The sequence below is a fragment of the Amycolatopsis vancoresmycina genome, from assembly GCF_000716785.1.
Classification (GTDB): domain Bacteria; phylum Actinomycetota; class Actinomycetes; order Mycobacteriales; family Pseudonocardiaceae; genus Amycolatopsis; species Amycolatopsis vancoresmycina.
Window position 1 is genome coordinate 165,704 of sequence record NZ_JNYY01000014.1, and the last position, 24,361, is coordinate 190,064.

Consider the following 24,361-nt stretch of genomic DNA (forward strand, 5'->3'; position numbering starts at 1 on the left):
CCTTCGGGCTCGAGGTGATGCCGGCCGGCGCCGGCCATGGTGGGCGCGACCCGATGGCCGCCGGAGGGCGGGCGTGACCGATTACCCGGCGGCGCGAGCCGCCCTGGACGAGGAGTGAACGTGACCTGGCTCGACCTTGCCGACGACACGCCGTTCGGCCTGGACAACCTGCCCTACGGTGTCTTCTCCGCCGGTGGGGCGCCCGAGCGGCGGATCGGCGTTCCCGTCGGCGATCACGTGCTCGACCTGACCGCCGCGGCCGCCGGGACCGCCGCCGCGTTCGCGCCCCTGCTCACCGGGGGCGTGCTGAACCCGCTGCTGGCCGCCGGGCCCGCCACCTGGCGGGACGTGCGCGCGAGCGTCACCGAATGGCTCACCGAACGCCGGTACGCCGACCAGCTCCGGCCGCACCTGGTGCCACTGGCCGAAGTGACCACCCACCTCGCGTTCGACGTCGCCGACTACGTCGACTTCTACTCCAGCGAGCACCACGCCCTCAACGCCGGCAAGATCTTCCGCCCGGACGCGACCGAGCTGCCGCCGAACTGGAAGCACCTGCCGATCGGCTACCACGGGCGGGCCGGCACCGTCGTCGCGTCGGGCACGCCGGTCGTCCGGCCGCACGGGCAGCGCAAGCCCCGCGCCGCCGATGCCCCCTCGTTCGGCCCGTCGCAGCGGCTGGACATCGAGGCGGAGGTCGGGTTCGTCGTCGGCGTGCCGTCCGCGCCGGGCACGCGAGTGTCCACAGCGGACTTCGCGGACCACGTGTTCGGCGTCTGCCTGGTCAACGACTGGTCGGCGCGCGACATCCAGGCCTGGGAGTACCAGCCGCTGGGCCCGTTCCTCGGCAAGTCGTTCGCGACGTCGGTGTCGCCGTGGATCGTCCCGCTGGCCGCGCTGGAACACGCGCGCGTCGACGGCCCGACGCAGGACCCGGAGCCGTTCGAGTACCTGCGGACCGGCGAAAAGTGGGGCCTGGAGCTCGCCATGGAGGTCCGCCTCAATGGCCACCTCGTGTCGAGCCCGCCGTTCGCGACCCAGTACTGGACGGCTCCGCAGCAGCTGGCGCACATGACGATCAACGGCGCGAGCCTGCGCACCGGCGACCTGTTCGCCTCGGGCACGGTGACCGGCCCGGAGCGCGACCAGCGCGGCTCGTTCCTGGAGCTGTCCTGGGGCGGCCGCGAGCCGTTCGAGCTGCCCGGCGGGGTGACGCGGACGTTCCTCGAGGACGGCGACGAGGTCGTCATCAGCGCGACCGCCCCCGGCCCGGGCGGCACGCGCATCGGCTTCGGCGACGTGCGGGGGACGGTCGTCGCGGGCTGACGTGGCGGTGCCCACACCGGAAGGAGCCGGGTAACGCGCATAATGACGAGCGACTAAGCGCTCGTTCACCGCGGAAGGACGCCCATGAGGATCGGGACCGGGATCAGCTACTCCGGAGGCTTCGCCGAAAGCGTCGCCGACGTCGTCGAACTGGAGAAGGCCGGCCTCGACGTCGTCTTCGTGCCGGAGGCGTACTCGTTCGACGCGGTCAGTCAGCTCGGCTACCTGGCCGCGAAGACCGAGCGCGTCCAGCTGGCGTCGGGCATCTTCCAGATCTACACCCGCACGCCGACCCTGACCGCGATGACGGCGGCCGGCCTCGACTTCGTCTCCGACGGGCGGTTCATCCTCGGCCTGGGGGCGTCCGGCCCGCAGGTCATCGAGGGGTTCCACGGCGTGAAGTACGACGCGCCGCTGGCCCGCACCCGCGAGATCGTCGAGGTGTGCCGCCAGGTGTGGCGCCGCGAGCGGGTGGTGCACGAGGGCAAGCACTACACGATCCCGCTGCCGCCGGAGCAGGGCACCGGGCTCGGCAAGCCGCTCAAGCTGATCAACCACCCGGTGCGCGAGCGGATCCCGGTGCTGCTGGCCTCGATCGGCCCGAAGAACGTCGCGCTGACGGCCGAGATCGCCGAGGGCTGGCAGCCGATCTTCTTCCACCCGGAGAAGGCGGCCGACGTCTGGGGCGCCTCCCTGGCGGAGGGCAAGGCCAAGCGCGACGCGGCCCTGGGCGAGCTGGACACGTACGTGACGGTGGCCCTGGCCATCGGCGACGACGTGGAGCCGCTCCTGGACTACGTGCGGCCGGTGCTGGCCCTGTACATCGGCGGCATGGGCGCGCGCGGCAAGAACTTCTACAACGACCTGGCCTGCCGCTACGGCTACGAGGCCGAGGCGAAGCTGATCCAGGACCTGTACCTGGACGGCAAGAAGGAGGAAGCGGCCGCGGCGGTCCCGCTGGAGCTGCTGCGCGCGATTTCCCTGGTCGGCCCGGCGGGCTACGTGAAGGAGCGCCTGGCGGCGTTCAAGGCGGCGGGCGCGACGACACTGGTGGTGAACCCGCTGCAGCCGGGCCGCGAGGCGCGGGTGGCGGCGGTGTCGCAGTTGCGCGAGTTGATCGGCTGAGCCGCAGGCTCGCGGCGGCGGTGTCGCAGCTGCGCGAGCTGATCGGCTGACTCGCAGGCCCGCGGCGGCGGTGTTGCAGCTGCGTGAGCTGATCGGCTGACTCGCAGGCCCGCGACAGCGGTGTCGCGGCTGCGTGAGCTGATCGGCTGACTCGCAAGCCCGCGGCGGCGGGTGGCTGCCGGGCGGGATTCCGCGCCCGGCAGCCCGTCGGTGTGGCCCGGAAGCCTGAGCTCACCCCCGGCCGCGGGGGCGCCCCCCGTATTCCACTCTACCGGCGAGCACCGACAATTCTGCGCGCCCAAGCGAGCCCACCACCCGCGCCTCAAGCCGGTGTCGCGTACACCGCCACCCGCGCTCCGCCGAGGCCGGCGCTGTCGTAACTCCCGTCGCTCGTGATCAAGCGCAGCTCCGGTCCCGCCTCCTCCGGCGCCACCAGCGTGCTGTCCGGCTCGTTCGCCGGGAACAGGGCCACCCGGCGGGCCGTGAACCTCGTCTCGTGCCCATGGGAATCGCGGACCGTGATCGCTGCGCCCGGCTTCAAGCGCGCCAGGCGGGCGAAGGCGCCCGAGGCGTAACCGAAGCCCGAGTGGCCCGACAACACCGCGACGCCCGGTGATCCCGGGGCCGGACCGTCGCTGAACCAGCCCACCCCCGCCGCCGTGCCCGGTTGCTCGCGGCGGCCTGCCGTGTGGCCCAGGGCGATCAGGTGGTTCAGCGTCAGGTCGAGGTCGGGGATCAGCAGCGCCGCCGGTGGGGCTCCGGCCACGCTGTCCGCCGCCTCCGCGCCCGGCGTCACCGGGGACGCCGGGGCCAGCACCGACGTGACCCCGAGCAGGACACAGCCCAGCCCGGCCACGACCGCGAGCACCACGGCAGCGGGCCGCACGAGTTCGGAGCGTCGCTCCATCACGTTCCCCTGCTCCACACCGGTTCCGATGTCTCCTGAATCGCCACCCGGCCGCGGGCGTTACCGAATCGTGTCCGGGCGCACAACGATTCACTCAATCGGGCCACTTCACTGTGACCTTCGCGTCAGAAAGGCACGTCCGGAGGGCCTCAATACCGGAAAAGCCCGGCGGAAGGCCGTGAGATCCGACATCATTGCTGGTTTCAAACCGGCGAACTGGGGATATTCACCGGACGGAAGTGAGGTGCGCCGAGCTGTGCGGAAAATCGAAGAGCCCGCGGTGGGGGTGCTGGACGTCGGCTCGTTCAGCGCCCGGCTCGTGGTGGTGCCGGTCGACGGCTCACCGCGGGAACCGCTCGTCAACCACCAGACGCGGCTGCGCCTCGACCGTGAGCTCGACGTCCGTGGCCGGCTCTCCGACCGCGGCATCGAGGCCGTCACGGCCGCCGTCGCCGCCGGCATGACCACCGCCTACCACCACGGCGTCAGCGACGTCTACCCGCTCGCCACCTCCTCGATCCGCGACGCGGCCAACGCGGCCGACGTCGTCCGGCACGTCGCCGGCGAGACCGGGGTCGAGCTGCGGTTCCTCTCCGGCCGCTGCGAGGCCGAGCTGACCTACCTCGCCGCCCGCCGCTGGTACGCCGGTGACGACGGGCCGATGCTGGTGCTCGACATCGGCGGCGGGACCGTCGAACTGGCCGCCGGCCGCGGCGAGAAGGCCACCTTCGCGCGTTCGCTCCCGCTGGGCGCCCGGTCGATGACGCGGGACTGGCTGCCGTCCGAGCGCGTGTCGAACAAGCAGGTCAAGGCGCTGCGTGCGCACGCGCTCGACGTCGTGACCACCACCCTCGGCGCCGCCGACGTCGACGATCCGCGGGTCGTCGGGTGCTCGAAGGTGCTGCAGCAGCTCGCGCGGCTCGCCGGCGCCCGGCCCGGCAAGTGCAAGGAACTGCGGCTCGACGACCTCCGCGCGTGGATCCCGCGGCTCGCCGCGCTGCCGCCGTCGAAGCGGGCCGAGCTGCCCGGCATCTCGCGCAGCCGCGCCCACCAGGCCCTGGCCGGCGCGATCGTCGCGGAAGCCCTGCTGGCGGTGGCCGGCGGCAAGGTGACGATCTGCCCCTGGTCGACCCGCGACGGCCTGCTGCTCAGCCTTCAGGACAAGGCGAGGGCGGCGGCGAAGAGGGCGGCCTGACCGCTGGCCCCGTGCGCGAAAACCGGGTATTCCGGAAGGCATGAGCGAGCAGCAGCGCATCCACGGCCGTGACGACGAAGACGACGAGCTCCCGAAGCTCCCGACCCCCGGGCAGCTGACGCACGACGTGCCGACCGCCCCCGACCCGGACGTCAACCCGGGCGGGACCGAGGAAGTCCCGGCCCCGCCCGCACGGGACGACGTCGTCAGCGACCTTCCACAGTGATGGGATTGGCCGGCTCGGCGTACTGACGCACCGCCTCCGAGTCACGCCGCATCGGCGCCCGGCCCGGGGGCTGCTTCGGCGTCGGGCCCGCGTCGATCTTCGGGATCGGGTACCGCTGCGGCTCGGCCGTGACGGTGATGCGCTCGCCGTGGTGCAGCACCTGCAGGGGCTCGCCGGCCACCACGTGGTAGGTGACCTGGTCGGGGTCGATCTCGACCTGGAACCGGGTGCCGCGGAACATCAGGCGGAAGGTGATCCGCCCGAGCTGCGGGGGCAGCCGCGGGGCGAACGCCAGCGCCCCGCCGTGGTCGCGGAGGCCGCCGAACCCGGCCACCGCGCCCTGCCACGCCCCGGCCAGCGACGCCATGTGCAGGCCGTTGCGGACGTTGTTGTGCACGTCGTGCAGGTCGGTCAGCGCGGCTTCGGCGAGGTAGTCGTACGCCAGCTCCAGGTGGCCCACCTCGGCCGCGATGACCGCCTGCGTGCCCGCCGACAGCGAGGAATCCCGCACGGTCCGTGCTTCGTAGTAGGCGAAGTTTCGGGCCTTCTCCTCCGGGCTGAACGAGTCGCCGCACAGGTGCAGCGCCAGCACCAGGTCCGCCTGCTTCACCACCTGCTTGCGGTACAGGTCGAAGTACGGGTAGTGCAGCAGCAGCGGGTAGTGCGCCGCATCGGTGTTCTCGTAGTCCCACTCGTCGTGGTCGAGGAAGCCTTCCGACTGCGGGTGCACGCCGAGTTCTTCTTCGTAGGGCAGGTACATCGCCGCGGCGGCCGCGCGCCAGGAGTCCAGCTCGACGGTGTCGACGCCGAACCGCGCCGCGACCTCCGGGTGCCGCTCGCACGACTCCGCCGCCGCCTGCAGGTTCCGCCGGGCCATCAGGTTCGTGTAGACGTTGTTGTCCGCCACCGCGGAGTACTCGTCCGGCCCGGTGACGCCGTCGATGCGGAACGTGCCGTGCCGGTCGTGGTGGCCCAGCGACGCCCACAGCCGCGCGGTTTCCAGCAGCAGCTCGGTGCCGTAGTCGCGTTCGAACTCGTCGTCGCCGGTCGCGTTGAGGTAGCGCAGGACGGCGTCGGCGATGTCCGCGCTGACGTGGAACGCCGCCGTGCCGGCCGGCCAGTACGCCGAGCACTCGGCGCCGTTGATCGACCGCCACGGGAACGCCGCGCCGCGCAACCCCAGCTGGTGCGCGCGTTCCCGCGCTTTGTCCATTGTGGAGTGCCGCCAGCGCAGGGCGTCGCGCGCCGCGTCCGGGATGGTGTAGGTGAGCACCGGCAGCACGAAGGATTCGGTGTCCCAGAAGGCGTGCCCGTCGTAGCCGGGCCCGGTCAGCCCCTTGCCGGCGATCGCCCGGCTTTCCCCGCGGGCCCCGGCCTGCAGGATGTGGAACAGGGCGAACCGCACGGCCTGCTGCAGCTCGGGGTCGCCCTCGATCTCGATGTCCGACGTCCGCCAGTAGTCGTCGAGGAACTCGCGCTGCTCGGTGAGCAGGCCCTTCCAGCCCGTCTGCCGGGCGCCGGCCAGCGCCGCCTCGACCTGCGACCGCAGCGCGGGCACCGACCGCTGCGCGGACCAGCCGTAGGCGAGGAACTTGGTGATGCGCAGCCGCCCGCCCTTCGGCACGTCGACCGCGACGGTCAGCCGGGCGAGGTCCTCTTCGGAGTGGATGCGGGCGCGGATCCCGTCGTCCACCTCGATCTTGTGGTCCATCGCCGCGGCCATCCGCAGCCCGGAGCGGCGGGTCTGGTGCACCAGCACGGCGTTGTAGTCCGACGCGCGGTGGAACTCGCCGACCAGCGGCGACTCCAGCGCGGCGGCCACCCGCGGGTCGCTGGTGTCGGACTCGATCGGCTCGTTGGCCAGCAGATCGGACTGGACGACCAGCTGCAGGTCCTCGTCGAGCGGCTCGACCTCGTACCGGATCGCGGCGATCGCGCGCTGGGTGAAGGACACCAGCCGTTCGGTGCGCACGCGGACCCGCCGCCCGGTCGGCGACGACCACTCGGTGGTCCGGCTGAGCGTGCCCTTGCGGAAGTCCAGCACCCGGTCGTGCGCGGTGGCCGCGCCGTAGCGCATGTCGAGCGGTTCGTCCTCGACGAGCAGCCGGATGATCTTGCCGTCGGTCACGTTGACGACGGTCTGGCCCTCTTCGGGGTAGCCGTAGCCCGCCTCGGCGTAGGGGAGTTCGTGCTGTTCGTAGAAGCCGTTGAGGTAGGTGCCGGGCAGCCCGCGCGGCTCGGCCTCCTCGAGGGTGCCGCGCAGGCCGATGTGGCCGTTGGACACCGCGAACGCCGATTCGGTGCGCTGCAGGGCGTCGACGTCCATGCCGCGCCACCGCAGTTCCCACGGCGAGCATTCGTAGCCGCGCGGTTCGGTCATCGGTCCTCCAGCAGGTCGGCGAGGTCGTCCACGACGATGTCGGCCCCGTGGGCCCGCAGTTCCGCGGCCTGGTCCGCCCGGTTCACGCCGACCACGTACCCGAAGCCGCCGGCCTTCCCGGCCTGGACGCCGGACTGGGCGTCCTCGAAGACGGCCGCGTGCGCGGGCTCGACGCCGAGCGCCGCCGCGCCGGCCAGGAACGAGTCCGGGGCCGGCTTGCCCTTGAGGTGCTGTTCGCGGATGACGATGCCGTCGATGCGCGCTTCGACGTACTTGCTCAGGTCGGCGCCGTCGAGGACCTTCGCGCCGTTCGCCGACGACGTCACGACGCCGATCCGCAGCCCGGCGGCCTTCACTGCTTCGAGGTAGCGCACCGAGCCCGGGTAGGGGTTCACGCCGCGTTCGTCGATGATCTTGAGGACCAGCTCGTTCTTGCGGTTGCCGACGCCGTTGACGGTCGGGGCGTCCACCGGGTCGTCCGGTTCGCCCTCGGGCAGCACGATCCCCCGTGACCGCAGGAACTCCCGCACGCCGTCGGCGCGCGGGCGGCCGTCCACAAAGGCCGCGTAGTCGTGGTCGGTGAACTCCGCGAAGCCGGCGCCGTCGCGGGCGCGGAGGAATTCGTCGAATGTCCGTTTCCACGCTTCGCGGTGGAGGATCGCCGTCCCGGTCAGCACTCCGTCGAGGTCGAACAGGCAGGCGGTGATGGTCTCGGGCAATCCCGTCATGCCCGCACGCTACCGGTGTTCGGCGTCGTTCGCGGGCTGTTCGGGGTGTGGGCGCACCCGATGGATGAGTTCGTGGACCGTCGCGTCCGCCAGCCGGTATCGCACTACCCGGCCGGTGCGTTGCGGGGTGACCAGCCCGTGCGCCCGCAGCAGCCGCAAAGCCTGTGACACCGCGGTGTCCGTCATGCCGGTGGCCGCGGCCAGATCCGTGACGCTGATCTCGCGGGCGTAGTGGATGGAGACCAGCAGCGCGAGCCGGGACGGGTCGGCGACCACGGAGAAGCGCCGGGCCCATTCGTCGATGACGGCGCGGTCGCCGAGCCCCTCGACCGCCGCCGCGACGCGTTCCGGGTCGATCAGCTTGCGGTCGGTGCTCACCCCCGGATGATTCCACCCGCGGCGCGGGCGGACCACCGGTGGTGTGGGTCACGCCGCGCTTGACGCTCGCCGTCCCGCGGGCGAGGCTTAAGACAGTTGTCATAGTCGAGGAGCCCGGATGACCGACGTCGAAGCCCAGGTCCGTTCGAAGACCATCACCTGGCAGGACCCGCTGGAGTCCGCCCGGCTCGGGGCCACGATGTCCGGCCTCGAGTACCTGACGGCGATCGCCGAGGGCCGCGTCCCGCCGGCCCCGATCGCCGCCCACTTCGGGATGCGCTGGGACCGCATCGCGGTGGGCGAGGTCGTCGCCGTCGCCGAGCCCGACGAGTCCCTGTACAACCCGATCGGCATGGTCCACGGGGGCGTGGCGGCGACGATGCTGGACTCGGTGATCGGCTGCGCGGTCCACACGACGCTGCCGGCCGGGGTCGGGTACGCGTCGGTGGAGCTCAAGGTGAGCTACCTGCGCGCGATCCACGCGGGCCGCGGGGAGATCCGGGCGACGGGCCGGGTGGTGAAGGAGGGCTCGCGGATCGCCTTCGCCGAAGGCGAGATCCGCGACGCCGAGGGCAAGCTGCTGGCCACGGCGTCGGGGACCTGCGTGATCAGACCGGTTGCTTGACGTCCCAGTGCTCGACCAGCAGGCCGTCCTCGACGCGGAGGATGTCGACGACGGCGGTGTCGCCCACGCGCAGGTGCACGACGACGAGGTCGTCCTCCGCGACGACGTGCTGGATCTGCGCTGCCGCCCCGGCCAGCGGGGAGTTGCGCACGGCGTCGGTGAACGCCTCCCGGCCGGAGGGCAGGCCGGGGCTGTGGGTGACGAAGTCCGGGTGCAGCGCGGCCTTCGCGGCGTCGAAGTCTTTGCGCACGAAGAGGTCTTCGAGGCAGGTGACGACGATCGTGCGGTTGGTTTCGCTCATGCCGCCGATCCTGCGGCCCCGCGCGGCACGTGTCGATTACGCGCGAAGTAATCATCGAGGCGGCCGCACCCGCCGCGCGCGAACGGCGTCAGCACCGCCGAAGCGGCCGATGACCGAGGCCAGCAGTTCCCGGGCGGCCTCGACGCGTTCGGCGCCGTACTCCGCGACCACTTCGTCTTGAAGGTGCTGCCGCAACTCGCGGGTCGCCTCGACGGCGGCCAGCGCGTGCGCGGTCAGGTGAAGCAGCTTCGTGCGCGCGTCCGCCGGGTCCGGTTCGCGCCGCAGCAGCCCCCGGCGCTCGAGGTCCGCGACCGCTTTCGACGCGGCCTGCTGAGTAACGCCCATCCGTTCGGCCAGCGCCGTGATGGACAGCGGCGCGGCCAGGACGTGCTGGATCACGACGCCGTCGTTGAACCGCAGCTCGCCGAAGCCCCGCGCGGCGAGCCGCCGCTGGACCTCGTCGGTCATCGCCCAGCCCGCGAAGAGGGCCGTCAAGGACAGGTCGAGGCTGCTAGGATGCACAACCATGGTTGTGGAATCTAGCAGAGTGCCGGCCGAGCTGGCCGAGGGGTTCGTCCGCGTGGCGCACCGGATCGTGTGGTGCACCTTGGTGACGGTGGACCGGCGGGGCCGCCCGCGGTCCCGGATCGTCCACCCGATCTGGGAGCTGGGCCCCGACGGCCTGACGGGCTGGCTGTTCACCCGCCCGACGCCGGTGAAGCTGGCGCACCTGGCGGCCTCGCCGTACGTGTCGTGCTCGTACTGGGACCCGCAGCACGAGGTGGCGGTGGCGGAGTGCCACGCGGAGTTCGCGGACGACGAGCAGACGCGCAGGTACCTGTGGGATTTGTTCGCGTCGACGCCGGAGCCACTGGGCTACGACCCGAAGATCCTGGGCGGCGAGGACCACCGCGACCCGAAGATCACGGTGCTGCGCTTGACCCCTTGGCGCCTTTCGACCGGCGGCGAGGCCTGGCGGGCGGCTTAGGTCACTTGCCAGGCGAACCGCTCGACCTGCGGCAGCGCACATCCGCGAGCGCCCATTCCGCAAGTGTCCGGTGGTCGCCGGGCGGCACGTGGGCCGGCAGCTTTGCGAACGTGGCGGGGAAGTCCTGCGCAAGGGATCGTCATCGGCCTAAGCCGCACCCACCCGCCGCTCGAACACCAGACCCTCCGCCGCCCTCAGACCCACGCTGATCGCCCCCGTCAGGACCGCGGCCTCGCCCAGCTCGCCCTGGACCACCTTCGGCACCAACGGCGTGAACGCGCGCAGTGCCCGGTCGATCGGCTCCAGCAGCAGGTCCGCCGCCGTGCCCATGCCGCCGCCCAGGACGATCAGTTCCGGGTCGATCACCGCTGCCACCGAGGCCACCGTGTACGCCAGGCGGTCCGCCTCCGTCTCCACCGCGCGGCGGGCCAGCTCGTCGCCTTCGCGGGCCAGGCGAAACACCTCGCGGGCCGATTTGGCCGTGCCCAGGCCGAGGTCGCGCGCCCCCTGGACCACCGACTGGGCCGCCGTCGCCTCCTCCAGGTGGCCGCGGGCCGGTGGGGTGGCCGGCTCGTCCGCCGCGCGGGTGCGGCCGTACGGGAGGTAGCCGATCTCGCCCGCCGCGCCCGTCGCGCCGCGGAACACCCGGCCGTCGACCATCATGCCCATGCCGACGCCCGTGCCGATCGTGATGCAGCCGAACACCGAGGCGCCGCGGGCCGCGCCGCTCTCCCACTCGCCGACCGCCGTCAGGTTCGCGTCGTTCTCCACCATCAGGTCCGGACCTAGTGCCGCTTCGAGGTCGTCGATCAGGCCCGCGCGGCCCCAGCCCGGCAGGTTCGGCGCGTGCCGGAAGCACCGCTTCTCCGGATCCGCGACGCCGGGGGAGCCGACCACCCGGACAACGATGTCGGCCGCCGAAAGACCGGCCTCCGCGACCGCCGAGGCCGCGATCTTCCCGACCGCCGTCACCAGGGCCGCGCCCGAGCGGGCCGTGTTGCGCTCGTCGCGGCGCGCCACCAGCGCGCGCCCGAGGTCCGACACCGCCACCCGGATGTGCTCGCGGCCGATGTCGACCCCCAGCACGTACCCCGCGGTCGGGTCGGCCTCGTACAGCACCGCCGAGCGGCCGGTGCCGGTCGACGTCTGCCCGGTCGGCCGCGCCAGGCCGGCCGCCTCCAGCGCCAGCAGCGCCTGGCTGACCGTCGGCTTCGACAGCCCGGTGTCCTTCGCCACCTGCGGCCGGGTCGCCGGCCCGCCGCGGCGCAGCAGGTCGAGCACCGCCCGCTGGTTGATCTTGCGCATCCCGGCGGGGGTACCGACCGTGGGAACTTCTACGCCGGCCACCCGTGCCCGCCTCCTGTCGTCCTCGTCCTGCCCGTCACGCTAGCCGTCCCCGCCCCGGTCCCGCCGGAATACGCCCGCTCCGGGACCGGTTGACCGCGGTATGAGCACTCCGGTACGCGGCCGGGTCCGCGTGGCACACGGCGCGAAGCGGGTACGGGTGTTCCTCGGCGGGCAGGTCGTCGCGGACACGGTGCACCCCCTCCTGGTGTGGGAAGTTCCCTACTACCCCACGTATTACATCCCGCGCGCGGACGTCGTGAGCGGTGTTCTCACCCCCTCCGGCCGGACGGCGCACTCGCCGAGCCGCGGAGAAGCTGTTCTGTCGACGATAAAGGGTGCCGCGGCTGAGGCGGTGGACGGCGCGCTGGAGTACCCGGATTCGCCCATCGAGGAGCTTCGGGACCACGTCCGGTTCGAGTTCGGCGCGTTCGACTGGTTCGAAGAGGACGAGCAGATCTTCACCCACCCGCGCGACCCCGGCGTCCGGGTCGACGTCCTGCCCAGCTCCCGGCACGTGCGGATCGAGGTCGGCGGTGTCACGGTCGCTGACTCGGTGCGCCCGCACCTGCTGTTCGAGACCGGCCTGCCGACCCGCTACTACCTGCCGCGGGTGGACGTCCGGATGGACCTGCTGGCCAAGACCGAAGTGGTGACGCACTGCCCGTACAAGGGGGCCGCCGAGCACTTCGACGTGGCCGGGCGGGAAGACCTCGCGTGGAGCTACCCGACGCCGCTGCCCGAGAGCACCCGCGTCGCCGGCCTGGTGGCGTTCCTCGACGAGAAGGTGGACGTCTACGTCGACGGCGTCCGGCAGGACCGGCCGAAGACCAAGTTCGCCTAAGCGTCCGGCAGCCAGTTCCCGTGGAAGCCCGCGGGCACCCGCTGCGGGAGGTGGACCGTGGCGACGGGCGCCGCGGCGAGGTTCCCGGCGTCGAGCACGACGAGGTCGCTGCGCTCCTCCGCCGCGTCGTGGACGTAGGTGAGCAGCCAGCCTTCGCCGCGTTCGGCGGGAACGAACACGGCCTCGCCGGGGACGCGCCCGGGCGCGAAGACGTGCTCGGTGGCCGTGCCCGCGTGCAGGTCGTAGCGGCGCAGGACGTCGTGGCCGGTGACGTGCCCGAAGCGCGCGTCCGACCCGGTGAGCCGGTCGTCGATGCGGGGGAACTCGCCCGGCCGGTCGTCCAGCCGGTCCTCGGTGACCGTGCCGGCCGCGAGGTCGATCGTCCAGCGCCACAGCGACGCCGGCGGGTCCTCGTGGCCCGCCCACCACTGGTGGTCGTAGCGCATCACGTGCACGACGATCCGGCCGTCCGGCGTGTCGAACGCGTTGAGCGTGTGGAAGACGTAGCACGGCTCGATCTCCAGCCAGCGCACGCCGGCTTCGGGCCGGTCGCGCCGCAGCACGCCGAGCCGGGCGCCGTAGCCGGTGTCCCAGCGGTAGGGCATGCCCCGGCCGACCGACGCCCGGTCGAACACCACCGGCAGGTCGTAGAACACGACGTGCTCCGCGGTGAGCCCGAAGTCGTGCATCATCGTCAGCCCCGGCACGTCGATCGGCTGCCGGACGACGAGCTTCCCGGCCGCGTCGGCGCGGTAGTAGCCCACGTGCGGCGCGGTGATGCTGCCGTAGCCGAAGAAGTGCAGCTCGCCCGTAGCCGGGCAGATCTTGGGGTGCGCGGTCATCGCGTCGGCCAGCTCGCCGCCGAAGTCGTACACGCCCACGGTTTCCAGATCCGTCGTGATCTCGTACGGCAGCGACGACTCGACGAGCGCGAGCGTGCGGCCGGCGTGGTTCACGACGTGCGTGTTGGCGACGCTGCTGTGCAGGTTCCGCGTGCCGTCTTCGTTGTACAGCTTGAGGTCCGGGTCGTCGAAGCTCTCGGTCCGCACCCAGCGGTTGCGGTACCAGGCGGCGCGGCCGCGTTCGAGGCGGACGCCGTGGACCATGCCGTCGCCGGTGAACCAGTGCTTGCTGTCCCCGCGGGGGTTCGGGCCGTTGCGCAGGTACCAGCCGGTCAGCTCGGGCGGCAGCGCGCCGGTCACCGGCAGGTCGAACGCGGTCAGCTCGTCGTGGACGGGCGCGTAGGCGCCGGTGAGGTGGAAGTCCGAGGTGGTCACGCGGCGGCCCGGGCCCGGACGATGCGCGGGTAGCGGATGGTGAAGGCGACGGGGACGGCGAAGCACAGCACCTTGAGGGCGATCAGCGCGAAGGTGGCGTGCGGCGCGAAGTTCAGCAGGGCGATGCCGGCGATCCCGCCGACGGTGAAGCTCGCCGCCCAGACCAGCGTGATGACCACGTTGACGCGCTTGAAGAGCGGGTTGTCCCAGAGCGCCGCCGGGGTCGACGTGCGGGCGATGCCGAGGGTGAACGGCTGCCCGATGGCCAGGGATCCCCAGGCGGTGAGCGCCAGCCACGCGTCGGTGAGGGCGCCGGTGTAGGTCTTCAGCGGTGACGCGGGGAAGCTGAACGCGACGGCGGTGAGCAGCGTGAAGAAGGCGAACCCGCTCCACTCGATGATCAGCGTGTCCGCCTTGCGGCCGTCGCGGCGGGCGAGCAGGAGCAGCGCGGCGGAGATCACCAGGCCGGTCAGCCCGGACCAGCGCCAGTCGAACTGGGTCGCGACCACGGCGAACGCGATCCACGGGAACAGGCTCTTCAGGTAGTTCACGGCTGTCCTTCCGGACGTTCCAACTCTGACATGTCGAAGCTAGAACGTGCCGGTTGGACATGTCAATAGTGGAATGTCAGAATGGGGGCATGAGCCTTCGACACGCGGTGCTGGGGATGCTGGCCGACGAGCCCGGAAGCGGCTACGACCTGCTGAAACGGTTCGAGCGGGCGATGGCCAACGTCTGGCCGGCGACGCAGAGCCAGCTCTACGGCGAGCTCGGCAAGCTGGAGGCCGCGGGCATGATCCGCGTCCACGCCGAGGGGCCGCGCGGGCGCAAGGAGTACGCGATCACCGAGGCCGGGCTCGAAGAGCTGCGGCACTGGCTGATCGAAGTCGAGCCGGGCGGGCCGCCGCGCAGCGCCGGTCTCCTGCGGGTGTACTTCCTCGGCTCGGTCGCCCCGGAGCAGGCACGCGGTTACCTCGCGACACTGGGCGAGGCGGGGCGCGAGCGCGAAGCGCGGCTCGAGGAGCTGGAGGGCACGATCGACTGGGGTGAGGACAACCAGTCGCTGTACGGGCGGCTCGTGCTGGAGTGGGGGAAGCGGTTTTCGGCCATGCAGCGCGAGTGGGCGGAGTGGGCGGTCAAGCAGGTCGAGTGACCGGCGTATAACGGCCTACCCGGCGCCGCTCAGGCTGCGTGACGGCCGTGGGCCTGGCGCCGGAAACCGCGCGCCCGAGGCCGCGGCGCCACCGCTGTGTCCACAGTGGACCCGGGCGTCGACTCGCCGCCGTCCGCCGTCGCCGCCGGGAGCGGGGTGCCCCGGTCGCGCTCTCCGCGGTGTACCGCGTACAGCAACGCGAGCCCCAGCACCACGAGCAGGTGGGTGGCCAGCCGGGACAGCGTCACCTGACCTGCCGCCAGGTCGCCCGCCGACCACACCAGGAGCACGCCGACGAACCCGGTCAGCAGCGGCAGCTGGCCGCCCGCCGTCGCGGGGCGCAGCGCGGCCGTCAGCAGGCCGATGCCCACCGCCAGATTCCAGGCGCCGCTTTCGTGGCCGAGGTGGATGCCGCCGTGTGCGGTCCCGAGCAGCTCCGCGAACGCCAGCCCCAGCTGGGCGATCGCCACCACAGTCAACGCGATCCGCAGCCCCCAGCCCTCGCCGGACGGCGCGGGCGTGCGCTCGAGGATCGCCGCGGTCAGGTCCGGCACCGGCGGCGCCGGGCGCAGCAGCATCGCGCGCCGCAGCCGTTCCGCACCGGCGAACCACTCCCGGCAGGCTGCGCAGGACGTCAGGTGTTCGTCGGGCGACGCCGGCTCGGCCTCGCCGTCCAGGCGGGCCGACAGCACTTCACGGCATTCCTCGCACTCCATGGTCCAGTAGTCGGACGGCGGATCCGCGGAGTTCCCCGTCACTGCTAAGTTCCGGATCATGACCCACCGTGAGGACGACGACCGCGTCACGGCTCTCGCCCTGTCCGCCGGCCGGGGCGACCGCCGCGCGCTGGAGGAGTGGGTCCGCGCCACCCAGGCCGACGTCTGGCGCTTCCTCGCGCACCTCACCGACGCCGGCGCGGCCGACGATCTGACACAGGAGACCTACCTTCGCGCCTTCGGCAGTCTTCGCCGCTTCGCGGGACGCTCGTCGTCGCGGACGTGGCTGCTGGCCATCGCGCGCCGGGTGGTCGTCGACCAGATCCGGGCGGCCGGCGCGCGGCCCAAGATCGCCGACACCGACTGGGAAACCGCCGCCGAGCGCACCCGCGACCCCGCGGCCGGCTTCGAGGACCTCGTCGAACTCGGCCTGCTGCTCGACGGGCTGGAGCCCGAACGCCGTGAGGTGCTCGTCCTGACCCAGATCCTCGGGCTGTCCTACGCCGAGGCCGCCGACGTCTGCGGCTGCCCGGTCGGCACGGTCCGGTCCCGGGTGGCCCGCGCCCGCGAAGACCTGATCCAGGCCCGGCGCGCCCGCGGGGCCGGCTGAACCAGCCCGTTGCGCCGTCCGGCACTGTGGCGGCGCACACATTCGGCGGCTTCCGCTGTCATCTCGTCACAGAGATGGGCGAACTCGACTACTCCGCGTTGACGACCGGCCAAGGGCTCCTTAGCGTGGCGCGCACCCGCCACCACCCAGCAAGGGATCCCCGATGGCCAGTCCCACCACCGAACAGCCCGAGCCAGGGCAGGTCGGCCGCCGCCGTTTCCTGACCTACCTGGTCGCCGCGCCCACCCTCACCGTCGCCACGAAACTCACCGCCGACGCGGTGGCCCCGGACCGCGCCGAGGCCGTCGTCCCGACCCTGCCGCAGCCGGCGGAGATCCTCGACCTCGGTGACGTGCTGACGCTGTCGTGCGCGCCGACCGCCGGGATGCTCGTGCTCGAGATGACTTCGGACGGCCGGGCGCGGCTGCAGCTGCCGCGCGCGGAGGTCGGCCAGGGCATCACGACGGCGACCGCGATGCTCGTCGCCGAAGAGCTGGACCTGCCGCTCGACCGCGTCGACGTCGTGCTGTCGGACGCCCGCACCGAGCTGCTGTTCAACCAGCTGACCGGCGGGTCGAACACGATGCGCTCGCTCTACGACCCGGTCCGCGGCACGGCGGCGACCGCCCGCGCCAGGATGGTCGCCGCGGCCGCCGCGCAGTGGGGGACCGACGCGTCGCGACTGTCCACACGCGACGGTGCGGTGTGGGCGCCCGACGGCCGCAGCGCCTCCTACGGCGTCCTCGCCGGGCCCGCGTCCCGCTCGGGCCTGAGCGTCGGGGCGATCCAGCCGAAGGCCGAGTCGGCGCACACGCTCGTCGGGACGCCGACCTCGCGCAAGGACGCCCGCGCGATGGTCACCGGCAAGCAGGTCTACACGCTCGACCTCGACGTCCCCGGCGCCAACCCGGTGATGGTGCGGCGCCCGCCGACCATCAACGGCACGGTGCGGAAGGTCAACAACGAAGCCGCGGTCCGGGCCATGCCGGGGGTCATCGACATCGCCGTGGTGCCGACCGGGGTTGCGGTGATGGCCGAGACGTTCGGCCAGGCCCTCGACGGCAAGAACGCCCTCGACGTCACCTGGGGCCCGGGCACGGTGGACGGCGAGAACAACGAGACCATCAAGAAGAAACTGCGGGCCGCCGCGCTCCCGTTCGTGGTGCCACCGCTGCTGACGCAGTACGTCGACGGCGAGTTCGACTTCGCGTTCGCCAGCCACGCGCCGATGGAGTCGAACTCCGCGGTCGCCGACGTCCGTGAGGACAGCGCGACCATCTGGGCCGGGCTGAAGTCGCCGATCGTGGCGAAGCAGACCATCGCGCAGGAGCTGGGGCTGCCGGAGAACAAGGTCACCGTGCACGTCCAGCAGGGCGGCGGGTCCTTCGGGCGGCGGCTGTTCTTCGACGCGGCCCTCGAAGCCGCGCACATCTCGAAGGCGATGAAGAAGCCCGTCCGGCTGATGTGGAGCCGGATCGACGACATGCGCCACGGCCGCGGGCGCGCGGCGAGCTACCACCGGATCCGCGCGACCTTCGCGCTCGGGCAGGTGCTGACGTTCGAGCACCGCGTCGCGAGCGTCGAAACCGACTGGAGCCACGGGCTCGGCGAGATCCTCACCGCGTTCGCGGCGAAGCTGCCGGTCGGCGGCAACCTCAGCTTCGCGCAGACGGTGTTCCTGCTGACCGTCAAGTCGCCGTACAACTTCGGTGTCACCACGCAGCTGCTCAACGAGGTGCCGCTGAAGTTCCACACCTCGGCGTGGCGGTCGGTCTACTCCGCGAACACCCGCGGCGCCGAGGAGATCATGGTCGACGAGATCGCGGCGAAACTCGGCAAGGACCCGGTGGCCTTCCGCCGGGAATTCATCAAGGAACAGCGGCAGCGTGCGGTGCTCGACAAGGTCGCCGAGCTCGGCGAATGGGGCAAGAAGATGCCCGCCGGGTTCGCGCAGGGCATCGCCGTGCACGGCGAGTACAAGTCCTACACCGCCTGCCTGGTCGAGCTCGACGCCCGGGACCCGAAGTACCCGCGCGTCACGAAGGCCACCATCGCGGTCGACGTCGGCAAGCCGGTGAACCCGCGGGGGATCCAGGCGCAGATGCTCGGCGGGCTGACCGACGCGATTTCGACGACGCTCACCGCGGGCCTGCACATCGACAAGGGCCTGCCGCTGGAGGGCAGCTACTCGCAGTTCCACTACGCGCGGCAGAAGAACTCGCCGGCGGACGTGACCGTGCACGTCATGCCCGCGACCGGGGACGACATCGGCGGTGCGGGTGAGCTCGGCCTGCCGGCGCCGGTCGGCGCGATCGCCAACGCCTACGCCCGGGCGACCGGGATCAAGCCCCGCAGCTTCCCGATCACGTTCCCGGTCGACTTCGACCCGTTCCCGCGCTGAGGAGAACCATGCCGAACTACACCTTCGTGGTGAACGGGAAGACCGTCACCGTCGACGCGCCCGCCGACCTGCCGATGCTGTGGGCGCTGCGCGACAAGCTCAAGGTCCGCGGGCCGAAGTACGGCTGCGGCATCAACGTCTGCAAGGCCTGCACCAGCCACCTCGACGGCGAGGCGTTCAACCCCTGCGTCACGCCGGTGTCGGAGTGCGCCGGGCGCGAGGTCACCACGATCGAGGGACTGGCCGACGGCGACGAGCTGCACCCGGTCCAGGAAGCCTGGCTGGAGCAGGACGTGGCCCAGTGCGGCTACTGCCAGCCGGGGCAGATCATGGCGGCGGTGGCGCTGCTGAAGAAGACGAAGAACCCGACCGACGCCGACATCGACGCGATCCAGAACGTCTGCCGCTGCGGCACCTACTTCCGGATCCGGGAGGCGATCAAGAGCGCGGCCGCCAAGATGGCCTGACGCGGATGCGGAGGTTCCACAGAAGAACCTCCGCATTCGCGGTTTCTGTAGCAAGTTCACCCGAACGTGGTGCCACCGTTCGGGTTAGATGTCGGTCTCAGGCCTCGACGAAGAGGTCGGGGACCGGGAGGCACCATGCACTACCAGGCGCTTCTGTCCGACGGGCGCGCGCCGCGCGTCGCCGTCCTCGCCGCCGAGGTCGAGGGGAAGCTGCCCGAGCTGATCGAGAGCACGGTGCGCCAGATCCGCGCCGAAATGCCGGTCTACGCCGACGCCCGGTTCGTCACGCACGCGGAGCTGCGGAACTCGGTGCGCGCCAACCTCGAGCACGTGATGCGCACGCTGCGCGGCTCCGACGTCCCGGACCTGTCCCAGGCCCGCGCGACCGGCCGGGCGCGGGCCCTGCAGGGTGCGCCGCTGCCGGAGCTGCTGCGGGCCTACCGGATCGGGCTGACCGAGGTCTGGCACCGGTTCGTGGAGCTGACCGCCGCGGCCCAGGACCTGGCGGCACTGGTCGCCGCGACAACGGCGATCTGGGCGCTGATCGACGACCTCGCCGAAGCGCTCACGACGTCCTACCGCGACACGACCGCGGAAGTCATGGTGGCCCACCAGAACCGGCGGTCGGCGCTCGTCGAGGCCCTGTTCGCGGGCGGCGCGGCGACCGAGGGCACGCTGTGGGACATCGCCCGCGTGCTCGACCTGTCCCTCGACGGCACGTTCGTCGTCGTCGCGGCGGAGACCCCGCGGCTGGGCCAGGAGCCGCTGCCGCAGGTCGAGGCCCGCCTGCGCGCCCTGCACCACGCCTCGGCCTGGCGGCTCACGCCGGACCTGCAGGTCGGGGTGGTGTCCCTGCGGGACCCCGCCGCGGCCCCGGCGATCGTGGCGCTGGTCCGCGAGCACCCGCTGGGCCGGGTCGGGATGAGCCCGGTGTTCACCGGCCTCGGCAACACCGCCCGCGCGCTGCACCTCGCGCGGGTGGCGTTGTCGAGCATGACGCCGGGAACGCCGGGACTGGTCCAGTTCACCGAGTCACCGCTGGCCGGGCTGGTGGCCAGCGCGCCGGAGGCGTCGGTCCAGCTGGCCCACCACGTGCTCCAGCCGGTGCTCGACCTCCCGGGCGACGAACGCAACGTGCTGCTGCTGACGCTGCGGGCGTGGTTCGACTGCCAGGGATCGGCGAAGCTGACGTCGGAGCGGATGTTCTGCCACCCCAACACGATCCGGCACCGGCTGAAGCGCATCACGGAGGAACTGGGCCGGTCACTGACGGACCCGGCGGACATCGTGGAGCTGGGCGCGGCGCTGCGGGCGCTGAACCTGTTCCCGGAAGCGGCTCACCTGCCGGCGCCGCGTTAGCGGGCCGCCGGGCGGCGCGGAATTGTCGGTGCTGCCCGGTAGCGTGGAAAACGGGGGGCGCCCCCGAGGGCGGGTGAGCTCAGGCGTCCGGGCCGGGGTGCGGGGCGTCGGCCCGGCGGCGGTTCACGTGGCCAGCAGTTCGCGCGTCCGGGCTTGCTCCTCCGCCGGGCCGATCGGCATCACCAGCAGTTCCGTCGCGCCCGCGTCTTCGAGGGATTTCACCTGGCGGAGCACGGTTTTCTCGTCGCCGATGATGGCGGTGTCCGAGATCCGGTCGTGGCCCTCGCGGTCGAGGATCGCGCGGTACGCCGGGACGTTCGCCGCGCCGCCGTAAGTCTTCTCGATCCACGTGCGGCGTTCGTCCACTTCGGACGTCACGCAGATCAGCTGGCCCGAGACCACGCGGGACGCGCCGCCCAGCGTCGGTACGACGAACTCGGCGGTCGCCCGCGGGCCCGCCCACGTCGTGATCACGCCGTCGGCCAGCTCGCCCGCGAGGCGCGTCGACTGCGGGCTCACCGAGCCGAGCAGCACGGCGGGCCGCCGGGCGCCCGGGGTGTTCAGGCCGCCGACGGCCGTCAGCGTTTCGCCGTGGACGTCCGCCTTTTCCCCTCGCAGCAACGGGTTCAGCGCCTCCAGGTACTCCCTGAGGTGCCGCATCGGACGGTCGTAGGAATAGCCGAACTCGTTCTCGATGATGTACTTGTGGCTCAGCCCGATCCCCAGGTGCACGGGCGCGCCGGTGGCCGCCTGCGCGGTCAGGGCCTGTGCGGCCATGGTGATCGGGTGCCGCGGGTACGTCGGGACGACGCACGTGCCCAGCTCCACGCCGGGTGCGGCGGCGCCGAGCGCGGGCAATGCGGTGAGCGCGTCCCAGCCGCCGCGCTGCGCCAGCCACAGCGTGTCGTAGCCGAGCTTCGCCGCTTCGCGGGCTTGAGCCGTCATGGCGTCGAAGCCGACGCCGAGTTCGTCGATCAGGATTCCGGTGCGCATGGGTCCCTCCAGTATCAGTACGCGCGTTCGAGCTGTTTGCGGTCGAGCGCCACGGATTCGGTGAACAGCGCCAGCGCGCGCGGAGCGACGGCGCGCAGCTGCCGGGTCGACACGGCGAGCGGCTCGAAGGCGTGCGCGACGGTGTCGGCGATCAGGGCGGGCGCGGGGGGCGGGCTGCCGCCGAGGAAGCCGTGCAGCACGGCCTGGTAGGCGACGACGAGTTCGCGGACCGGCCGGTCGGTGCGCAGCAGGTCGTTGGCGGCCAGCAGGTCCAGGTACTCGACGAAGGACTCGGCGTGCCGCGGGTCGAGCTTGCCGTGCAGCTTCGGCAGCAGCTTGCCGAGCGTCTCGGCGTCGTCGGCGTACCCGGCCCGCAGCAGCGGGCGCCCCAGCACGTTGCCGTAGTGGAGCTCGGTCAGCCGCGAAAGCCGCGTGGCGAGCGGATCGGCCGCGAGCGCCGCGACGAGGTCTTCGAGCGCCCGCACGGACTCCCGGAGCAGGACGGCGAGGAACAGCTCCTCGCGGTTCTTCCAGTGCAGGTAGACGGTGCCTTTGCCGACGACGGCCCGCTCGGCGACGTCCTCGATGGTGGTCCGCCGGTACCCGGCGCGCAGGAGGAGGTCGGCGGCGGCGTCGAGGATGCGCTCGGCCCGCTCGGCGCGGTCTTCGGCAGGAGGCATGGGCCTATCCTATGACCAGATTTCTCATTTGGTCAAACGTCAGGCTGTCACAAGAGCCCGGCTCCCGGTGTCCTGTGGGCGACCGGATGCCCACAGGCATTGCAGAAAACGTGCAGAGAACGGAAGAGCGCATGAGCAAGGTTTGGTTCGTGACGGGCTCGTCGCGCGGCTTGGGCCGCTGCTTTGTCGAGGCGGCTCTGTCCCGAGGCGACCGGGTGGCCGCCACGGCGCGGTCCACGGCGAGCTTCGGCTCGCTCGTCGCCACCTACGGCGACGCGGTGCTTCCTTTGGAGATGGACGTGACCGACAAGGACGCCGTCTTCGAGAACGTGAAGCGGGCTGCCGAGCACTTCGGCCGCCTGGACGTGATCGTGAACAACGCCGGCTACGCCCAGATCGGAGCGATCGAGGAGCTGACCGAGCCGGAGCTGCGCGGCCAGCTCGAGACGAACGTGTTCGGCCCGGTGTGGGTCATCCAGGCGGCGTTGCCCATCCTGCGCGACCAGGGCGCCGGCCACTTCGTCCAGCTGTCGTCGGCGGCGGGGATCATCGCGATGCCACTCGGCGGCGCCTACCAGGCGTCCCGGTGGGCGATCGAGGCGCTGAACGAAACCCTGGCGAGGGAGGTCGCCGGCTTCGGCATCAAGGTGACGATCGTCGAGCCGGGCGGCTACGCCACCCGCGACGGCAAGAACCCGGACCCGCTCGCCAACGGCCACGTCGCCGAGCCCAACCCCGCCTACGACGGACTCCGCCGCCGGCTGGCCGAGATCGCGGGCGGCCAGCCGGCCGGCGACCCGGCGGCCGCGGCCCGGGCGCTGCTGAAGGTCGTCGACGCGGCCAACCCGCCCCTGAGGGTGCTTTTCGGTCAGGGGTTCTACCCGATGATCCAGCAGGTCTACGCGGACCGGCTGGCGACGTGGGCGGAGTGGCAGGACCTGTCGGCGGAGGCACAGGGGGTGCAGCCGGCCGAAAATGTCGGTGCCCACCGGTAGCGTGGAAAACGGGGGGCGCCCCCGCGGCCGGTGGGAAAGCTCAGAGGGCTCGCGGCCGGTAGGGAAGCTCGGGCCGCCCGTGGCTGGTGGCGAAACTCGGGCTCTCGCGGCTGGCGGGAAACTCAGTCGGCCCACCCACCCAGCGGAGGAGACGGCCCGCCGCCGGTGATCCCGGCAGCGGGCCGCTCTCAGCGGGCTCAGGCGTCCGAGGAACGCTTCCAGAGGTTGATGTCCGCGTCGGTCGCGTGGCCGTCGATCTCCGTCAGCTCCTCCGACGAAAACTCGAGATTGCCGAGCGCGCCCACGTTGTCCTCGAGCTGACCGACGCTGCTCGCCCCGATCAGCACCGACGTCACCCGGTGGTCGCGCAACGCCCACGCCAGCGCCAGCTGGGCCAGCGACTGGCCGCGCCGGGCCGCGATGTCGTTCAAGGCCCGGACTCGGCCCAGGCGGTTCTCGTCCAGGGTGTCCGGGTCGAGGGACTTGCCCTGCGCGGCCCGGGAATCCGACGGGACGCCCTTCAGGTACCGGTCGGTCAGCAGCCCCTGCGCCAGCGGGGAGAACGCGATGCAGCCCGCTCCCGCCTGTTCGAGCGTGTCGAGGAGGCCGTCCTCCTCGATCCAGCGGTTGAGCATCGAGTACGACGGCTGGTGGATCAGCAGCGGCGTGCCCAGCTCGCGCAGGAGCCGCGCCGCTTCGGCCGTCCGCTCCGAGTTGTACGACGAAATCCCGACATACAGCGCTTTCCCCGCGCGGACGGCCGCGTCGAGGGCCCCGACGGTCTCTTCCAGAGGCGTTTCGGGGTCGAAGCGGTGGGAATAGAAGATGTCGACGTAGTCCAGGCCGAGCCGGCCGAGGGACTGGTCCAGTGAGGACAGCAGGTACTTGCGCGAACCCCATTCGCCGTACGGGCCGGGCCACATGTCGTAGCCGGCCTTGGTCGAGATCACCAGCTCGTCGCGGTACGGCCGGAAGTCGGTGGCCAGCAGCCTGCCGAAGTTCTCCTCCGCCGAGCCGTAGGGCGGGCCGTAGTTGTTGGCCAGGTCGAAGTGCGTGATGCCCAGGTCGAAGGCGCGGCGGGTGATGTCGCGCTGGGTCTGCAGCGGGCGGTCGTGGCCGAAGTTGTGCCACAGGCCGAGAGAGATCGCCGGCAGCTTCAGCCCGGAACGCCCGCAGCGCCGGTAGGGGATCGAGTCGTATCGGCCGGAAGCCGCAGCGTAGGTCACGCGGCCGATGCTACTGCGCTGTTCGCCGGCCATCCGGCCTCGGACGCGGCCGGCCAGCCCGTAGGGACGGGTACGTGCCGCTCGAAGGGGGCGGCCTGCTTCGGCCGGATTGCCGAG

Annotated in this window: 26 protein-coding genes; 13 read left to right on the forward strand and 13 right to left on the reverse strand. The window is 72.0% G+C overall.

Annotation, left to right across the window (positions count from 1 at the left end; genetic code table 11):
- The first annotated feature begins 114 nt into the window (after positions 1-114).
- A complete protein-coding gene (gene fahA / locus OO60_RS29935) occupies positions 115-1,326 on the forward strand; it encodes a fumarylacetoacetase (RefSeq protein ID WP_003055948.1) in 1,212 nt (403 codons plus the stop codon).
- Between the two features lie 84 nt (positions 1,327-1,410).
- The gene (locus OO60_RS29940; protein WP_003055952.1) at positions 1,411-2,451 is read left to right on the forward strand and encodes an LLM class F420-dependent oxidoreductase; all 1,041 of its coding nucleotides are present in this window, start codon (positions 1,411-1,413) and stop codon (positions 2,449-2,451) included.
- A gap of 322 nt (positions 2,452-2,773) precedes the next feature.
- Here the strand turns inward: OO60_RS29940 and OO60_RS29945 are convergent, their stop codons facing one another.
- Positions 2,774-3,358, reverse strand: a complete 585-nt coding sequence (locus OO60_RS29945) for a class F sortase (protein WP_033262669.1) — start codon at positions 3,356-3,358, stop codon at positions 2,774-2,776.
- Between the two features lie 256 nt (positions 3,359-3,614).
- On the opposite strand from OO60_RS29945, the gene OO60_RS29950 reads away from it, so the two are divergent.
- A complete protein-coding gene (locus OO60_RS29950) occupies positions 3,615-4,553 on the forward strand; it encodes a Ppx/GppA phosphatase family protein (protein WP_003055957.1) in 939 nt (312 codons plus the stop codon).
- Positions 4,554-4,593: 40 nt separating this feature from the next.
- Complete coding sequence (locus OO60_RS29955; protein WP_003055961.1) at positions 4,594-4,779, forward strand: hypothetical protein; 186 nt, start codon at positions 4,594-4,596, stop codon at positions 4,777-4,779.
- On the opposite strand, the gene OO60_RS29960 is transcribed toward OO60_RS29955, so the two are convergent.
- The 3 genes from OO60_RS29960 to OO60_RS29970 are packed head-to-tail and all read right to left on the reverse strand — an operon-like array spanning position 4,760 to position 8,265.
- On the reverse strand, positions 4,760-7,159 hold the full coding sequence (locus OO60_RS29960) for a glycoside hydrolase family 65 protein (protein ID WP_003055964.1): 2,400 nt from the start codon (positions 7,157-7,159) through the stop codon (positions 4,760-4,762). The two genes, OO60_RS29955 and OO60_RS29960, sit on opposite strands and share 20 nt — an antisense overlap.
- Positions 7,156-7,887, reverse strand: coding sequence for an HAD family hydrolase (locus tag OO60_RS29965; RefSeq protein ID WP_033262576.1), 732 nt, complete (start codon positions 7,885-7,887; stop codon positions 7,156-7,158). Before OO60_RS29965 ends, OO60_RS29960 begins: the two co-directional genes overlap by 4 nt.
- A 9-nt stretch (positions 7,888-7,896) precedes the next feature.
- Positions 7,897-8,265, reverse strand: a complete 369-nt coding sequence (locus tag OO60_RS29970) for an ArsR/SmtB family transcription factor (RefSeq protein WP_003055969.1) — start codon at positions 8,263-8,265, stop codon at positions 7,897-7,899.
- Between the two features lie 118 nt (positions 8,266-8,383).
- Here OO60_RS29970 and OO60_RS29975 point away from each other — a divergent pair, with 118 nt between their 5' ends.
- Positions 8,384-8,890 carry a PaaI family thioesterase gene (locus tag OO60_RS29975; protein WP_003055972.1) on the forward strand — a complete coding sequence of 169 codons (507 nt, stop codon included), beginning with the start codon at positions 8,384-8,386 and terminating at the stop codon, positions 8,888-8,890.
- On the opposite strand, the gene OO60_RS29980 is transcribed toward OO60_RS29975, so the two are convergent.
- Both OO60_RS29980 and OO60_RS29985 read right to left on the reverse strand, forming a co-directional pair.
- Positions 8,874-9,191: a nuclear transport factor 2 family protein gene (locus OO60_RS29980; protein ID WP_003055976.1), complete on the reverse strand. Its 318-nt coding sequence runs from the start codon at positions 9,189-9,191 to the stop codon at positions 8,874-8,876. The two genes, OO60_RS29975 and OO60_RS29980, sit on opposite strands and share 17 nt — an antisense overlap.
- Positions 9,192-9,242: 51 nt before the next feature.
- A complete protein-coding gene (locus OO60_RS29985) occupies positions 9,243-9,719 on the reverse strand; it encodes a MarR family winged helix-turn-helix transcriptional regulator (protein ID WP_033262577.1) in 477 nt (158 codons plus the stop codon).
- On the opposite strand from OO60_RS29985, the gene OO60_RS29990 reads away from it, so the two are divergent.
- Entirely contained in the window at positions 9,718-10,179 is a 462-nt protein-coding gene (locus OO60_RS29990; RefSeq protein ID WP_033262578.1) for a pyridoxamine 5'-phosphate oxidase family protein, read from the forward strand. The two genes, OO60_RS29985 and OO60_RS29990, sit on opposite strands and share 2 nt — an antisense overlap.
- Before the next feature lie 147 nt (positions 10,180-10,326).
- Here the strand turns inward: OO60_RS29990 and OO60_RS29995 are convergent, their stop codons facing one another.
- Positions 10,327-11,526 carry an ROK family transcriptional regulator gene (locus OO60_RS29995; RefSeq protein ID WP_033262579.1) on the reverse strand — a complete coding sequence of 400 codons (1,200 nt, stop codon included), beginning with the start codon at positions 11,524-11,526 and terminating at the stop codon, positions 10,327-10,329.
- A gap of 100 nt (positions 11,527-11,626) precedes the next feature.
- Between OO60_RS29995 and OO60_RS30000 the strand changes: the two genes are divergently transcribed.
- Positions 11,627-12,367 (forward strand): DUF427 domain-containing protein, encoded by a 741-nt coding sequence (locus OO60_RS30000; protein ID WP_205624084.1) that lies wholly within the window; start codon positions 11,627-11,629, stop codon positions 12,365-12,367.
- Here OO60_RS30000 and OO60_RS30005 read toward each other — a convergent pair.
- Both OO60_RS30005 and OO60_RS30010 read right to left on the reverse strand, forming a co-directional pair.
- On the reverse strand, positions 12,364-13,644 hold the full coding sequence (locus OO60_RS30005; protein ID WP_003055991.1) for a carotenoid oxygenase family protein: 1,281 nt from the start codon (positions 13,642-13,644) through the stop codon (positions 12,364-12,366). The genes OO60_RS30000 and OO60_RS30005 overlap by 4 nt on opposite strands.
- Positions 13,641-14,195, reverse strand: a complete 555-nt coding sequence (locus OO60_RS30010; RefSeq protein ID WP_003055994.1) for a hypothetical protein — start codon at positions 14,193-14,195, stop codon at positions 13,641-13,643. Before OO60_RS30010 ends, OO60_RS30005 begins: the two co-directional genes overlap by 4 nt.
- Positions 14,196-14,284: 89 nt before the next feature.
- Between OO60_RS30010 and OO60_RS30015 the strand changes: the two genes are divergently transcribed.
- Positions 14,285-14,797, forward strand: a complete 513-nt coding sequence (locus OO60_RS30015; protein ID WP_081655689.1) for a PadR family transcriptional regulator — start codon at positions 14,285-14,287, stop codon at positions 14,795-14,797.
- 29 nt (positions 14,798-14,826) lie between these two features.
- On the opposite strand, the gene OO60_RS30020 is transcribed toward OO60_RS30015, so the two are convergent.
- On the reverse strand, positions 14,827-15,555 hold the full coding sequence (locus OO60_RS30020) for a hypothetical protein (protein WP_240490563.1): 729 nt from the start codon (positions 15,553-15,555) through the stop codon (positions 14,827-14,829).
- A gap of 16 nt (positions 15,556-15,571) precedes the next feature.
- On the opposite strand from OO60_RS30020, the gene sigC reads away from it, so the two are divergent.
- The 4 genes from sigC to OO60_RS30040 all read left to right on the forward strand — a co-directional run bounded on the left by sigC (position 15,572) and on the right by OO60_RS30040 (position 20,350).
- The gene (gene sigC / locus OO60_RS30025; RefSeq protein WP_003056003.1) at positions 15,572-16,123 is read left to right on the forward strand and encodes an RNA polymerase sigma factor SigC; all 552 of its coding nucleotides are present in this window, start codon (positions 15,572-15,574) and stop codon (positions 16,121-16,123) included.
- Positions 16,124-16,286: 163 nt separating this feature from the next.
- On the forward strand, positions 16,287-18,524 hold the full coding sequence (locus tag OO60_RS30030) for a xanthine dehydrogenase family protein molybdopterin-binding subunit (RefSeq protein WP_003056005.1): 2,238 nt from the start codon (positions 16,287-16,289) through the stop codon (positions 18,522-18,524).
- Between the two features lie 8 nt (positions 18,525-18,532).
- Entirely contained in the window at positions 18,533-18,991 is a 459-nt protein-coding gene (locus tag OO60_RS30035; protein ID WP_003056009.1) for a (2Fe-2S)-binding protein, read from the forward strand.
- Positions 18,992-19,126: 135 nt separating this feature from the next.
- The gene (locus OO60_RS30040) at positions 19,127-20,350 is read left to right on the forward strand and encodes a PucR family transcriptional regulator (RefSeq protein WP_003056011.1); all 1,224 of its coding nucleotides are present in this window, start codon (positions 19,127-19,129) and stop codon (positions 20,348-20,350) included.
- A 123-nt stretch (positions 20,351-20,473) separates the two neighbouring features.
- On the opposite strand, the gene OO60_RS30045 is transcribed toward OO60_RS30040, so the two are convergent.
- Entirely contained in the window at positions 20,474-21,343 is an 870-nt protein-coding gene (locus OO60_RS30045) for a TIGR03564 family F420-dependent LLM class oxidoreductase (RefSeq protein ID WP_003056013.1), read from the reverse strand.
- Between the two features lie 14 nt (positions 21,344-21,357).
- Positions 21,358-22,023 carry a TetR/AcrR family transcriptional regulator gene (locus tag OO60_RS30050; RefSeq protein ID WP_003056015.1) on the reverse strand — a complete coding sequence of 222 codons (666 nt, stop codon included), beginning with the start codon at positions 22,021-22,023 and terminating at the stop codon, positions 21,358-21,360.
- Between the two features lie 131 nt (positions 22,024-22,154).
- Between OO60_RS30050 and OO60_RS30055 the strand changes: the two genes are divergently transcribed.
- Positions 22,155-23,018, forward strand: coding sequence for an SDR family NAD(P)-dependent oxidoreductase (locus tag OO60_RS30055; protein WP_003056018.1), 864 nt, complete (start codon positions 22,155-22,157; stop codon positions 23,016-23,018).
- Positions 23,019-23,215: 197 nt separating this feature from the next.
- Here the strand turns inward: OO60_RS30055 and mgrA are convergent, their stop codons facing one another.
- A complete protein-coding gene (gene mgrA, locus OO60_RS30060; protein WP_205624085.1) occupies positions 23,216-24,277 on the reverse strand; it encodes an L-glyceraldehyde 3-phosphate reductase in 1,062 nt (353 codons plus the stop codon).
- Positions 24,278-24,361 lie beyond the last annotated feature (84 nt).